The sequence below is a fragment of the Paenibacillus sp. GM2 genome (genome assembly GCF_900069005.2).
Lineage (GTDB): Bacteria > Bacillota > Bacilli > Paenibacillales > Paenibacillaceae > Fontibacillus.
In genome coordinates this window covers 1730898-1745161 of the sequence record NZ_LN831279.1, presented here as the reverse complement: position 1 = coordinate 1745161, position 14264 = coordinate 1730898, and the positions used below count along the sequence as shown (strand labels likewise).

Genomic DNA, 14264 nt, shown 5'->3' with positions numbered 1-14264 from the left:
GGCTATTGTAGCACAACCCTTCCCACCTTACTATAAGGGTGAGCCGTTTGATGATCCATACATCTATTTGAAGCAATTTATTGAGGAGGAGTATCCGTGCAAAGTCGGCAAACGAAGCTCGCTTATACAGCGGCTATATTCAATGCTTTGATTATTGGTTTTTCATTTCTTTTTGTTAAATTAGCGCTCCAGGTTTCTCAGCCCTTGGACACGCTTGCCCATCGGTTTACGATAGCGTTCATAGCTACTGCTATTTTAATGGTTATCAAGCGACGTCGCATTCAACTGGACTTAAGGAGCCTGCTAACCTTAATTCCGCTGGCTCTGTTCTATCCGTTTCTTTTCTTTGTACTGCAGACCTTCGGGTTGGTATATACAACCTCATCCGAGGCCGGGATCGTAAATGCGCTAGTTCCCATTTTTACGATGCTGCTGGCTTCGGTATTTCTCAAAGAACGCTCCAGCCTGCTGCAGAAATTATTCACTGTGTTAACTGTTGCCGGCATTGTGTTTATTTTCGTAATGAAAGGCGTGCAGTTAAATTCGTCCAGCAGCCTGGGCATCGTACTTATTTTGTTATCTGCGCTGTCCTTCTCGTCATATAGTGTGCTTGCTCGTAAAATTACGCAGAAGATTCATCTGCTGGATATTACGTTTGTTATGTCCTTGATCGGTGCCCTATCCTTTAATGGGATCTCTGTGATTCGCCATGGTGTTCAGGGCAGCATAAATCATTACTTTGATGCCTTTACTGCGCCGTCATTTATCCTGTCTATTCTCTACCTTGGTATATTGTCATCGCTCATAACCTCTTTGCTGGCTAACTATGCTCTAAAGTACATGGAAGCTTCAAAAATGAGTATATTCAGCAATGTAGGGACTATATTTACGATTATCGGAGGGGCCATCTTCCTTAAAGAGCAGCTCGCATACTACCATCTCATCGGTGCTGCTATGGTCTTGATCGGAGTCTTGGGCGTTAGTCTGACTAAACCTGGAGATAGCTTCTCCAAGCTGCGTAAAACGCGACAGGGTTCGACATCCACCAAATAGTATGAAAGGCGTCATTTCATCCATGTCCTTATTGGATGCCCTGGTCGTACAGGGAGCTTCAATTATCATATAGTTGACGTAATGATAGTTATGTAAACTATACGACATCATAAAAGACCACCCCCTGGTGGTCTTATTGGTCTTTCATTAAATTTGTCGCAGGTCCTTTATTCTGACGTTGCTGCTGAACAATGAAGCATCACTGCGAACGGTGAACGAAGGATAGTTCGGATCTGCGATGATCTTCATCGTCTGATCGAACAAGCTCTGCTGCTGACGGTCAACATACAGCTCGAACGCATCAGCTTCTACTTTAACATCCGTATCAAGCGGCTGATCAATAATCTGAAGGGTCAGGACGCCATTGCAGCCGCAATCTTCCGTGTCATAGAACAGTTTAAAGTAACCGGGACGTGCTCCCATATATTCATTCAGCTTCTTTTCTGTAAATGGATCCATATGAACGTTCAAGGCCAAGCGCTCCTTTTAACTTTAGTTGTATAGACTATTATAGCATCCATCGGTAGCCTCATGCTCTTAATCCTGTTTCTATTAATTAATATAATGAAACATTAATGTGATATAATTCTTTTCGCAACTGGATTGCTGTATAAATCATTTCGATTCCTGACATAATATCTCAGAATTCAACTACAGTACTTGGAGGGAATCAAGTGAATCAGAATTCACAAGCCCAGCAGATTTCACAGCTGATTCAGCAATTAAAACAGCAGACGAACCAGGCTTCGATGGCTTATCAGCAGCTTATGCGTCAGGAAGAGAGCAATGCTATGCAGCTAGAACAGCTGGCTCAACGTGAGCGGCAAGCTGTGCAAGTCATTCAGACCGCGCTTCAAGGTCACCAAACAGCCATTCAGCAGCTGCAGCAAATCTCTAACCTGGCTCAGCAAATGAGCAGCATAATGTCCCAGTCGGCAACTTATATGCAGCCTCAGTACAATACGAACCAATCGATTCCAGGCCCGTCCATGGGATATATGAATCAGCATCGGCAATAGGTCTGGCCTTTCCTGAACAAGAAGTGACTTCGCTTCAAAGATGTGTGAAGATATGACTTTGAACGAAGTCACTTTTTCTCCCCTATTTCATCGATTGGCAGCAAATTCTGCACAATTTCTGCGCGTCGCCCTTCCAAAAATGGCGGCAGGCTTAAATCTTTCCCCAGTTCTTCAAGGCTTGAATCAGCAGTGAATCCAGGTCCGTCCGTAGCAATTTCAAATAAAATCCCGTTTGATTCGCGAAAATACAAACTTTTGAAATAAAACCGATCTACAACCCCCGAAGTATAAAATCCGCGTTCGTTTACCGCCGCTTCCCAATCACGCAGCTCCTCTTCATTCTTAGCCCGTATCGCTAAATGATGAATGCTTCCTTTTCCCGGCTTCTCTCTGGGCCCGAGATCTTGTCGAATAAGAATTTCCCCGAAGGACTGCCCGGCGACAGATTGGTAAATTGCCTCCTTATCGGAATGAGAAGCTTCAACGTAACCGAATAACTCTGTCAGCGTGTTGGCAAGCCGATCCAAATGACGAACCGTGATCTCAATCGTCCCCATTCCCAGAATAAGATGCTGAGGGTCCACCTCGGAGCCTGTCCAGGCCTGCCAGGTATTAGGAACCTTCTCGCCGTTATTATTTAGCAGTACCATGCGCAGGCCTTCCTGATCCTCAAAATGCAGCGCATCCCGTCCTGCATAGCTCGTTATTTCCCCATGATTTACCGCCAGGCGTTCGAACCGCTCTTTCCAGTAAACCAGGCTCTCATATGACGGAACCAGCAGTCCGATTTGCGTAATGGCATTGCTTCCGCGAACCGTGCCGCCTATGTTGGGTATTTCAAAAAAGGTGAGCTCTGTGCCCGCGCCTCCACTCCGATCCCCGAAGAACAAATGATACATGGAAGGATCGTCCTGATTCACAGTCTTCTTCACCCTGCGGAGCCCCAATACTTGCTGATAGAAATCGTTAATTATTTTTGCGTTCTTGCTAAGCATTGAAATATGATGATGTCCGGAAATGGTGTGCATTTTCTATTCCTCCCAGCATGAATTGATTAGTCAAGTGATAGAGTAAAAATACTACTCTGTTGGTAATTCCTTTTTTTTGCTATTTTTATGAACCTTCGTCATAAGTGTATAAAGTGTTGTTTGTTCGTCTTCCGTTAAAACCTCTTCAAAGAAAGACGACTGAAATTTAAGCTGCTCCGGCATAGCCTGATCCAGGATTCCTTCCCCCTTCTCCGTCAGGCTGATGGTCTTCGTCTTCCAGTCACATTTGCGTTGGATGTAACCTTCATTCTCAAGCCGAACCAGCATGCGCGATATCCCACCTTGAGTCACCGTCACTCGTTCAGCCAGCTCCATTTGCGTAAGCGGCTGATAAGTCCGGATCTGCATCAGCACATCGAATTGGGCCGTCGTCAAGTTAAAGCGTTTCAGAAATTCATTCGACATTTGGTTGCTTTGGTTTGTAAATTTCACTAAACGCAGCCAAATTAACGTACCTAAAGTATTCTCCTGCATCTAACGTCCCTCCTCAGCACCGTTTATATTATCACTTTACTACTCAATTGATAATAATGCAAATGCGAAATCCAAGCTCATTTGAGAATTATTCCTCATTTATAAGCAGATTTATCATTTCGTTAGAAAAAATTACCCCTATATTATAGAAATATCCCCCTGTCTTGAAATTAGAACATCAGTTAATATTTTCCTTAGCAGCTAAAGAAACCGCATACATTATACTTTTAGGGGGAATTGTGTTGAAAAAGTATTCATTTATGCTTCTGAGCCTGCTCTTGCTCCTCTCTATGTTCTTAGCAGCGTGCGGAAGCAGCAAGAACGGAAGCAACACATCTGCGGATGGAAATGCGAACAAGAACAATACAACGGATACAAAACAGGAGGAAACGAAGAAAGAGGCCGATCCTGTTAAGCTGCGTGTATTCTCCACGTTTGGAGGAACTGACGCCGCTCGTGAAGCTTTCCAACAAGCGATTGACGAATTTACAGCCGCCAACCCTAATGTGACTGTTGAAAATGACACCATGTCGGCTAATGACGACGGTTTCCGTACGAAGGTAAATACAGATATGACTAGCGGCAACGAGCCGGATCTCCTCTTCTACTTCATTGGAGCTGATGCTGAAGGTTTTGTTGATGCAGGCAAGGTCGTTCCGCTCAATGAGATCCTGGACGCTGATGCCGAATGGAAGAACGGATTTGCGCCAAGTGCACTTGGTTTTGCGAAGCAGGCTGACGGAAATATCTATGCTGTCCCGTTGACCGGGTTCTACGAAGGTCTCTTCGTGAATAAGAAGATCTTTGCAGATAATGGCCTGGAATTGCCAACGGATTGGGATAAACTGACCACTGCGGCGAAGACGCTATCGGCTAAAGGAATTATCCCGTTGTCAGTACCATTTGACCAATCTCACTACATGATTGAATATACAATTCTGTCGGCTGCCGGCCCTGAAAGTCAAAATAAAGGCTTGAAGGATGATGTAGATCCAAACTGGGAAAAGGCATACGCCGCGATGAAAGAGCTGTATGACCTGGGCGCCTTCCCTAAAGATGCGGCAACGATTGATCTGAGCATGTCCGGCAACTACTTCAGCGAAGGACTTGCTGCGATGACCATTGAAGGTTCATGGGCGATTGGCGGTTGGAGTGAGGAAACCAGAAATAACGCTACCGTTATTCCATTCCCGCAAGTTCCTGGCGGCGCTGGAAGCGGCAACAATGTGGTCGGCGGATTTGGTTCCGGCTTCTATATCTCCAAGGCAGCTTATGATAATGCCGCGAAGAAAGACACTGTAGTTGCATTGATGAAACATCTGACATCTCCGGCTAGCATTCAGAAGATTGCCAGTGCTAACGGAGGAACACCGGCTGCTGAAGTAGAGCTTACTGGACTTCCTCAAGTAGCCCTCGACGGATTTGCAATGGCTGCCAAAGCAGATTCGATCAATTCGCCGGTAGACAGTAAGGTTGCTCCTGAAACTTTCTCAGACCTTCGTGCTAGCGTGCAGCAGGTTGTAACAGGCAAGAAGACCCCTGCTCAAGCGATCGAAAGTGCTAAGAAAGTGGAAGATGCAAATAAAAAGTAAACTTTACCTCCCCTCCACCCAAACTAAATAAACGGATGTGCGCCGCCCAATCGCTTTATCCCCGGGCGGCGCAGCCGTTTTCAAATTGGTAGATTCAACAAAATACACAATAACAAAGGTGATGATTATGAAGGGCGATCGTAAATATATCTTCATGTTTCTCCTTCCGTCAGCAGTGCTTATGGGGCTATTTCTGTATTATCCGTTCTTTAAGAGCTTTTATCTCAGCTTCTTTCGTACCAAGGGCTTCTTCGATAAAAAATTTGTCGGCTGGGACAACTTTGAGCGTTTATTTACGGATAACCTGCTTGGCGCAGCTACCCTGCACACGCTGGAGCTGATGCTGTATGTGCTTCTGTTCCAGGTCGGAATTGCACTTATATTGGCGGTTCTTGTGGAAGGGATAAGCAGATTAAAAGCTTTCTATCGCACGGTTTTCTTCTTCCCGGTCGTCATTTCCGGCACAGCGATCTCGCTGCTGTTCGTGCTTTTCTACAACTACAATTTCGGCTTACTCAACAATCTGCTGGCGAATTTCGGAATCGACAAGGTACTCTGGCTGGATGAAGGAAATGCACTAAAAGCGGTAGCGATTCCTACCGTATGGCATTATGTAGGCTTCTATTTCATACTGTTCTTAACCGCGATGTCGAAGATTCCATCGGATTATTATGAAGCAGCCCGTCTGGAAGGCATTGGCGCCTTCAAACGAACGACTAAGCTGACAATTCCACTTATTATGAGCGACATTAAAGTCGTTATTACTTTGGCTATTACAGGGACGCTTAAGGTGTTCGAGTTTGTATGGGTCATTACGAGCGGGCAGAACGGCTCTGAAGTACTGGGGACGTACATGTACAAGAAGGCTATGGTCGACCAGAACTTTGGCTATGGTTCAGCCGTAGCGATTTATATGGTGATTTTCGGTGTATTGCTGGCCTTGTTAGCCAATCGTTTGTTAAAAAGAGACGAGATTACATACTAAGCCATATAGGGGTGTACAGTTATGGAACCAACAATTTCAGTGAAACCTAATGTCCAGCGTGGAGAATTCAGGCGGTTCAAGCTGAGTACCGTCTTGATATATGTCGTCTTGACTGCATGGGCAATGACGACGATTTACCCATTATTCTGGATCGTGAACAACTCGTTTAAAGTGTCCAGAGATGTCATGAACAACTCGTTCAGCGTGGCTTGGCAGCCTACTTTTGTGAACTATACAACCGCCCTCGACCGGATTAATATCGGCAAGAGCTATATTAACAGTCTGATCATGTCCGGGTCCACGGTCATTCTGGTGCTTATCTTTGGCGGATTAGCTGCTTACGTGCTGTCCAGATTCCATTTTACCGGGAAAAAAGCGATCTATTCCCTGCTCTATGCAACGCTCTTGATTCCGGCATTTGCCACCGTCGTACCTGTGTACGAGCTGTTGATTAAGACCAGTATTGTTAATACGTACTGGGGGCTGATTCTCCCCCATACGGCAGGCAACCTGACCTTTGCCATTCTCGTAATGGCCGGCTACATGGCTACGATTCCTAAGGAGCTGGAGGAAGCCGCATTTATGGATGGATCGAACCGCTGGCAAATGTTCTACAAAGTGTTCGTACCAATCTCTCAACCTGTCTTTGCTTCGGCCAGCATATTCGTATTTCTGTGGTCCTATAACGATCTGTTCTCGGCATTGATCTTCGTCAATAAAGAGAACGTCCGTCCGATCGTCGCCCTGTTGAATGAAATCAGCTCGCAATATGGCACGGACTTCGGCTTGATGGCTACAGCGGTCACATTGACGGTTATTCCGGTTCTCATCGTCTATCTCTTTATCTCCAAATATATTCAAAAGGGTCTGACTGAAGGTGCTATTAAAGGATAACAGCTCCCTAGGTAGTATCAGCAGCTCTTATATGATGAAAAAAGAAAGGTCGAGTTAGGCTTAAATGCCATTTAACTCGACCTTTTTCTTTATTTTGATGTAGAAATACATGGAGCTTGTATTTGTGGCTTGCGACTTGCAGTTTACATAATATTTATTACGTAAACTTAGACTTAGAATTGTCTATAATTTGCTTCGCAACACATCGGCCAGGCGTCTAATGCCTTCGGCAATATTCTCGTTTGACATATTGGAGAAATTCAAGCGCAGCGTATGATGTCCCCCACCGTTCGGGAAAAAGGAAGCGCCGGAGACAAAGGCGACATGATTGTGCAAGCAGTCCTGAAGCAGCTCTGCGGAATCGATGGACTTGGGCAGCTCCAGCCATATAAACAGGCCTCCCTGTGGCGTGCTGTATGACACACTAGGCGGGAGATACGCCTTAATACAGGAGACCATCGCACTGTATCTTTCTTTATAAACCGCTCTGATCTTCTCAATATGCGTCTCCAGATCGTACATCTCTATATATTTAGCCGCCACTCTCTGTGCGAAGCTGTCGGTGTGCAGATCAGCGGATTCCTTTAACGATACGTATCTGGCCATAAACGCTTCGTCGGCACAAATCCAGCCGAGTCGCAATCCCGGAGAGAATATTTTAGAGAAGGTACTTAGATAAATAACCCTGCCTTCTGTATCAAAATGCTTTAGCGGCGGCAGAGGCTCTCCTGCAAACCTTATCGCTCCGTAAGGATTATCCTCAAGGATGACAACGTCATACTGATTGGCCAGCTGCACCATTCTCTCTCTTCTCTCCAGCTTCAGCGTGCGGCCGGTTGGATTCTGGAAGTCCGGAATCGTGTAGATGAACTTCACCTCGGGATGGGCCTGCAGTTTCTTCTCCAGCTCTTCCATGATCATCCCGTCTTCATCCATATCGACTTCAACGAATCTTGGGTTGTATACCTTGAAGGCGTTAATCGCCGCCAGATAAGTAGGGCTCTCGCAAATAATGATATCCCCTTCATCGATGAAGAGCTTGCCGGTCAAATCAATCGCCTGCTGTGAACCCGAGGTGATCATCACATTCTCATAACCGGACTCAACGCCGATGTCCCTCATTCTCTCGCAGATCGCTTGTCTTAGCGGGATATATCCTTCCGTTGTACTATATTGAAGCGAGGCTGGGCCTTGCTCTTTTAATACGGCTTCACATACTACCTTCATTTCCTCAACCGGAAACAGCTCCGGAGCAGGAAATCCGCCAGCGAAGGATATCACTTCGGGTCTCTCTGACATTTGCAGCAATTGATGCGTACCCGAAGGCTTAAATTCACGAATTCTTTTGGAAAATTTATTATTCATTCTGCTACCCCTTTGTGTTAAACATGCTAGTCTTAAAATAAATGACTTGTATAGATCACTGATGCAAGTTGTTCTCATATATGCAAAATCCGGACTTCTCCCCCAAGCAGGTGTATCCGTTCTTACTATAAAAGCTGTTAAGCGCGGCATTGTCCGCAATACAGTCCAGGCGAATGGTATCTTTGCCGTCGAAGTGAATACCGTCCTTGCACCATTTTAAGATCGAGCCGCCTAACCCGATGCTGGCATACTTCCGGCTGATCGCGAGCCGATGCAGGTACAGCGCACCATCTCCATCGTAAGCTTTCGACTCCCAGAGGCGGCGATCCCACTCGCTTGGCTGCCGCAGGAGAATGACCATTCCCGCGATCCCGTCTTCTGATGTGCAGACGAATACATCGCCGTTCAGGATTGCTCCGGCCGTATTATGGGAATCCTCCCCCGTCAGCAAACCGCTCCATTGGGATGAGCCTCTGCTACGCAGCCATTCGGCTGTCTGGATCAGGAGTGCGGCAACTGCTTCTGTGTCTGCGGGCTTCGCTTGTACCATTCTAAGCCCTTCGCCGATATAGTCTTCTGTAATTCTGAATGATCCGTTCAATATAGCTTCCTCTCCCAAACCGTCATCATATTTTTCTAATCGTTCCTCGTCATTGCTCTTTATTACTCTTCATAGCTGCGCTAATCAAATAATTATAACTTAAAAGGAGTTCGCCAGTCGAGTCTGGTATCCTCTGAGCTAAATATAATCTTTGTATTCATCTTGTGAATTTTGCTATAATTCTCTAGAGATCGTTGATGATTGGTATTCAATATTAATTACATAGTAAAGGGGAAATCTCTTCATGATCATTAAGCCGAAGACTCGTGGTTTTATTTGTACTACGGCCCATCCGGAAGGATGCGCAAAACAAATTGAACAACAGATCGCATATGTGAAAGCACAGAAGAAAATTCAAGGACCTGCCAATGTCCTCGTCGTAGGAGCTTCAACCGGGTACGGACTGGCCTCCCGGATTGCCGCAGCGTTTGGCGCCGGTGCGAATACGATCGGCGTATTCTTCGATAGAGCCGCTGAAGGCGCGCGTACAGCAACCGCGGGCTGGTATAATTCAGCAGCCTTCGAGCAGGCGGCACAAAGCCAAGGCTTGAAATCCTTCAGCATCGTTGGCGACGCCTTCTCGAATGAGATCAAGGCGAAAACCATTGATCTGATCAAGTCCGAGTTCGGACAAGTGGATCTGGTCGTATACAGTGTAGCATCGCCGCGTCGTACTCATCCGGAAACTGGTGAAACTTTTACGTCCGTAATCAAACCGATTGGAGAACCCTATTCCAACAAGACGATGAATTTCCACACCGGTGAAGTATCGATGACAAGCATCGAACCAGCTACAGAAGATGAAGTTAGACAGACGATCGCCGTTATGGGCGGTGAAGACTGGAAGATGTGGATCAACCAGCTTCTGGAGGCTGGCGCGCTCGCTGATGGAGCAACTACGGTAGCTTACTCCTATATTGGTCCGGAGATTACCCACCCGATTTATCGTGAAGGAACAATCGGCAAGGCCAAGAACGATCTGGAGCAATCTGCGCATCAATTGCAGGCTCTTCTCTCGGATAAGGGTGGACGGGCCTTCGTATCGGTGAACAAAGCTTTGGTTACCCAATCCAGCTCGGCGATTCCGGTAGTGCCTTTGTACATCTCTGCTTTGTACAGAGTCATGAAGGAGAATGGATTGCATGAAAATTGCATCCAACAGATGTATCGTCTGTTCTCGGAGCATCTATATAACGAAAATGCCAAGGATGCGAATAGCTTGATCCGCATTGACGATTGGGAAATGCGCGAAGATATCCAGGCTGAAGTCATGAAGCGCTGGGCGCAGGTTGAGACGGATAATGTGGATGAATTGACGGACCTGACCGGCTATCGCCAGGACTTCTTCCAATTGTTCGGCTTCGAAACTGAAGGTGTCGATTATGAAGCGGACACAGATGCAAGTGTAGAGATTCCTAATTTGGTCTAAACATAAAGATATCCCGTTCTCTCTACTTTCGTTGGAGACAACGGGATTTTTGTATTATTCGGCTTCAGTTGTTTCTACGGAAGGTTCTTCCGTCTGATCGGGTTCATCAGCAGCGTCGCCGGGCTGTTCAGCCTCAGGATCGTCCTCCGCCTCCCACTGACTCTTGAAGAAGAGATTGTAGATCTTAACAATAATAATCTTGAAGAACATATATACTGGAATGATGATCAACATCCCGATAATTCCGAACAAATCGCCGCCGGCCAGAACGAGAATAATCGTCGTAATCGGGTGGATATCCAGCTTCTTGCCGAAGATCAAAGGTGAGATCAGATTATCCTGAATTTGTTGAGCCACGAGAATAATGATCAACGACCAGATCGCCATCGACGGTGATTCGATCCAACCGATAATCACGATCGGAATAGAGGACAGAATCGCCCCGAAGAAAGGAATGAAATTAAGAATGACTGCGATCACAGTAAGCAGCAGAGCATATGGCAATCCAAGGAAGAGGAAGCCAATATACATCAATATGCCCAGGGCCACATTGACCAGCACCCGGCTAATGATATACCCGCTAAGCGCGCTGTCGATTTCTGCGGTTACCTCTTTGACATCCTTGTAATAATGTCTCGGGAAGAAGCGGGCTATTCCGCCGCTGAATTTGTTCCCTTCCTTCAACATGTAGAACAACAGAAGCGGCGTCGTGAACAAAATAATGGCAAAATTGGAGAAGAACGAGAATAGTCCGGATACATAGTTGCTTAATAAGGAGAAGCCCTTGTTTAGGTATTCAGACATATTGGATAACAGACTGAAATCTTCAGGAATGAAGTTCGAAAGGATCCCTGTCTGCTCCAGCTCCGTAAGTTGATGGCTGAATTTGTTCAAATAATCCGGGGCACTAAGCAGCAGATTTGTGATCTGAGTACTGAGCGCCGGCCAGACACCGAGAATGAAGCCGGTAATGAGAATAGCCAAGACCAGATAAATCAGCAGTATGGATATGATCCGTTTGATCTTATGCCGCTCCATATAGTCCACCAGTGGACGCAGCATATAATAGAGGAATCCCGATAACAATAATGGAATCAGAATCACTTTGGTTAATGATCTGATCGGTGTAAAGAGAAACTCTACTTTGGAGCATAAAAAAACAATCAAAAGCACTAGTGCTGCAGCCAGGCACACTTTAATGAACTTATTAAGTCTACTCACTCGACTCCCCCATTATTTATTAATATTTCTATAGTATTTCCTCATTATATCCTTAATCTATCATTCTGTTCAAATTTAATTGAAATCTATTTGTCCTGCGAGATGGGATTCCCGAATTCATAGAAATACATAACAAAAAACCCCTTCTATATCCTACAGAAGGGGTTTTACAGTTTGCAGTTCGTATTAAGCTTGAACCGCGGCTTCTTCTCCCTGCGGAGCTTGTGCATTCACTTTATGGCTTTGATTCGAAGTGCGCAGCGGCAGTTCCTTCAGGAAGAAGGCCAGCAGCAGTGCCGCACAGAGAACAAGGGCACCCGTGAAAAATACAGTGGATAATGTGCTGCTCAGCGCATCGCGGATCGTATCGATCATTTGCGTGAACAACGGCTGTACTTCTTTAGGAAGCTCCGCCATGGTTTTCTCGATCAGCGGCTTATTCATCAAGGTCGTCGGATTCGCAAATCCTTGCAGCTGTTGAGCCAGCTGTGGATCGACCTGACTGAAGTCCGGTGCTGACGAAGAGGTGAAGGCATTCTTCAAGTTTTTGGTCAAACTGTTCGACATAACGGTTCCCATTACAGCAATCCCGATCGTACCGCCAAGATTCCGGAACAATTGGGTCGAAGCAGTTACGACGCCCAGTTCCTTGTGAGATACGGCGTTTTGTGTTGCCAATGAGAATACCGGCATACCCAGACCAAGACCGATACCAAAAACAATCGTCGTAGCGATCGTAAATGCGATGTGATGCATAAAGATCATTCCGGTCATCCCGATAACCATTATCGGAATCCCGATCAAGGCGAAGCGCTTGTATTTACCGGTCTTAGCAATGAGCTGTCCAGTCACAGCACTGGTGATCACCATAGACAGCGACATCGGGATCGTAACATACCCTGCATAAGTCGGTGAAATTCCAAGTACGCCTTGCACGAAGAACGAAATATAGATCATCGCGCCCATCAGACCGAAGTTCATGATGAAACCGATGAGGTTAGATACGGTAACGACACTGTTCTTAAATAAATGCAACGGAAGGACAGGCTCTTTTACCTTTGCTTCTATAAAAATGAATATAGCTGCTGCTACAACCGTTACGGCCAGTAATCCGAGAATTTGAACCGAACCCCATGCATATTCTGTACCTGCCCAAGAGAATGCTAACAGCAGTGGCACAATCGCTATCGTCAGGAACAATGAACCCATGTAATCGATATGCTGGCCAGGCTTGCGATCCACCTTCGGAAATAGAACCATAATCATAATAAATGCTACGACACCAAGTGGAAGGAAGATCCAGAACAACCAGTGCCAATCGATATGGTCAACCAGGTAACCACCCAGCGTTGGGCCAAGTACACTGGAGAAACCGAATACCGCTGTCATCAGGCCCATCCATTTACCGCGCTCTCTCGGGGCGAATAAGTCACCAACCGCCGTAAAGGCTGTTGATTGAATAATACCTGCGCCAACCCCTTGAATACCACGATAAGTGATAAATTGGAATACATCGTGGGACGTACCGGTCAGAAAAGCCCCTATCATGAATAATAATATCCCGATAAGAATGAACGGCTTGCGTCCGTACATGTCGGACAGTTTCCCGACGAGAATCGTGGCGATGGTCGAAGTTAACAAATAAATGTTGATTGTCCAGGTATAGTAATCCATCCCGTCCAATATAGCAATGATTCTAGGCATTGCTGTACTTGTGATTGTCTGGTTAATGGCTGCAAAGAACATGGCGGCCATTACGGCAATCATGATCGTAATTTTACGTTTAAGCGATAAATGCTCCATATGACTTTCTTTTCCACCTCGGTTTGTTTAAGTTAGTTATCTATATTAACCAGCATCTGGGCGAAGATCCGCCTTAAATGCTGAATATCCTCTTTGGATAATTGATCGAACAATCTCTCGATCATGGCTCGATAGGTCTCTTTGACCGCATCGATAGCATTAACACCTTCTTCCGTAATAGAGACATAGACTACCCTTCTGTCATCCGTAGCCCTCTCCCTCTCTGCGTAATTCTGACTGCACAATTTATCGGTCAAGCCAGTAATGGCTGCAGAGGTCAGATTCAGAGTATCGGCCAATTCAGATACCTTAAGAGATCCACGGCTGTTCAAGCTGTACAGAATTTGAAATTGAGGAAACGTGAGATTCATTTTGCAGGCTCCGCGATTCCAATCCTGGGATGCTTTTTTCATGAGTAGTCTGAACATGTTGGATACTTCCAAAATTTCTTGATCTATGGCCAACCAAGTCCCTCCTTATCCAATAGAATCATTTCATTATTGGAAAGTTAATTGCTAAATTAATAAACAATTAATAATTAAACTGTATAACTAATTTGCATAGACCAATATACATTTTTTCATGAAAAAGTTCAAGTGTAAATTTTATTTTTATACAGAAATCATAAAAAAACAAAGTCAGAACAGCTAGCTGCGTAAACATTGCTTCTATATATAATATGAAGAAAATAAATATTAGTAAGGCAGCCAATAAAGCTTTCCTTACCTTCTCCATAGCCGAACATTTAAGAAGCAAAATGGCGCAGATTTATATTACAT

Annotated in this window: 14 protein-coding genes; 6 read left to right on the top strand and 8 right to left on the bottom strand. The window is 45.5% G+C overall.

Annotated elements, in window-relative coordinates; translation table 11 throughout:
• Positions 1-96: 96 nt before the first annotated feature.
• Positions 97-1053, top strand: a complete 957-nt coding sequence (locus BN1360_RS17630; RefSeq protein WP_068781161.1) for a DMT family transporter — start codon at positions 97-99, stop codon at positions 1051-1053.
• A gap of 147 nt (positions 1054-1200) precedes the next feature.
• Here BN1360_RS17630 and BN1360_RS17625 read toward each other — a convergent pair whose 3' ends face one another.
• Complete coding sequence (locus tag BN1360_RS17625; protein WP_229521035.1) at positions 1201-1524, bottom strand: iron-sulfur cluster biosynthesis family protein; 324 nt, start codon at positions 1522-1524, stop codon at positions 1201-1203.
• A 203-nt stretch (positions 1525-1727) separates the two neighbouring features.
• On the opposite strand from BN1360_RS17625, the gene BN1360_RS17620 reads away from it, so the two are divergent.
• On the top strand, positions 1728-2072 hold the full coding sequence (locus BN1360_RS17620) for a hypothetical protein (protein ID WP_068781159.1): 345 nt from the start codon (positions 1728-1730) through the stop codon (positions 2070-2072).
• A gap of 68 nt (positions 2073-2140) precedes the next feature.
• Here the strand turns inward: BN1360_RS17620 and BN1360_RS17615 are convergent, their stop codons facing one another.
• Complete coding sequence (locus tag BN1360_RS17615) at positions 2141-3100, bottom strand: ring-cleaving dioxygenase (protein ID WP_068781158.1); 960 nt, start codon at positions 3098-3100, stop codon at positions 2141-2143.
• A 51-nt stretch (positions 3101-3151) separates the two neighbouring features.
• Complete coding sequence (locus BN1360_RS17610; protein WP_068781157.1) at positions 3152-3595, bottom strand: MarR family winged helix-turn-helix transcriptional regulator; 444 nt, start codon at positions 3593-3595, stop codon at positions 3152-3154.
• Between the two features lie 242 nt (positions 3596-3837).
• Between BN1360_RS17610 and BN1360_RS17605 the strand changes: the two genes are divergently transcribed.
• The 3 genes from BN1360_RS17605 to BN1360_RS17595 all read left to right on the top strand — a co-directional run bounded on the left by BN1360_RS17605 (position 3838) and on the right by BN1360_RS17595 (position 7066).
• Entirely contained in the window at positions 3838-5187 is a 1350-nt protein-coding gene (locus BN1360_RS17605; RefSeq protein ID WP_068781156.1) for an ABC transporter substrate-binding protein, read from the top strand.
• A gap of 127 nt (positions 5188-5314) precedes the next feature.
• Positions 5315-6172 carry a carbohydrate ABC transporter permease gene (locus tag BN1360_RS17600; protein ID WP_068781155.1) on the top strand — a complete coding sequence of 286 codons (858 nt, stop codon included), beginning with the start codon at positions 5315-5317 and terminating at the stop codon, positions 6170-6172.
• A 21-nt stretch (positions 6173-6193) separates the two neighbouring features.
• A complete protein-coding gene (locus tag BN1360_RS17595; protein WP_068781154.1) occupies positions 6194-7066 on the top strand; it encodes a carbohydrate ABC transporter permease in 873 nt (290 codons plus the stop codon).
• Between the two features lie 183 nt (positions 7067-7249).
• On the opposite strand, the gene BN1360_RS17590 is transcribed toward BN1360_RS17595, so the two are convergent.
• Together BN1360_RS17590 and BN1360_RS17585 are read right to left on the bottom strand one after the other, a co-directional pair.
• Positions 7250-8431, bottom strand: coding sequence for an aminotransferase-like domain-containing protein (locus BN1360_RS17590; protein ID WP_068781153.1), 1182 nt, complete (start codon positions 8429-8431; stop codon positions 7250-7252).
• A gap of 55 nt (positions 8432-8486) precedes the next feature.
• Positions 8487-9032 (bottom strand): GNAT family N-acetyltransferase, encoded by a 546-nt coding sequence (locus BN1360_RS17585; RefSeq protein WP_229521034.1) that lies wholly within the window; start codon positions 9030-9032, stop codon positions 8487-8489.
• A gap of 244 nt (positions 9033-9276) precedes the next feature.
• On the opposite strand from BN1360_RS17585, the gene fabV reads away from it, so the two are divergent.
• Positions 9277-10461 (top strand): enoyl-ACP reductase FabV, encoded by a 1185-nt coding sequence (gene fabV / locus BN1360_RS17580; protein WP_068781152.1) that lies wholly within the window; start codon positions 9277-9279, stop codon positions 10459-10461.
• Between the two features lie 54 nt (positions 10462-10515).
• Here the strand turns inward: fabV and BN1360_RS17575 are convergent, their stop codons facing one another.
• The 3 genes from BN1360_RS17575 to BN1360_RS17565 form a co-directional block, all read right to left on the bottom strand.
• On the bottom strand, positions 10516-11682 hold the full coding sequence (locus BN1360_RS17575) for an AI-2E family transporter (protein WP_069188369.1): 1167 nt from the start codon (positions 11680-11682) through the stop codon (positions 10516-10518).
• A 186-nt stretch (positions 11683-11868) separates the two neighbouring features.
• The gene (locus BN1360_RS17570) at positions 11869-13485 is read right to left on the bottom strand and encodes an MDR family MFS transporter (RefSeq protein ID WP_068781151.1); all 1617 of its coding nucleotides are present in this window, start codon (positions 13483-13485) and stop codon (positions 11869-11871) included.
• A 32-nt stretch (positions 13486-13517) separates the two neighbouring features.
• Positions 13518-13949, bottom strand: coding sequence for a MarR family winged helix-turn-helix transcriptional regulator (locus BN1360_RS17565; RefSeq protein WP_148466606.1), 432 nt, complete (start codon positions 13947-13949; stop codon positions 13518-13520).
• Between the last annotated feature and the right edge of the window lie 315 nt (positions 13950-14264).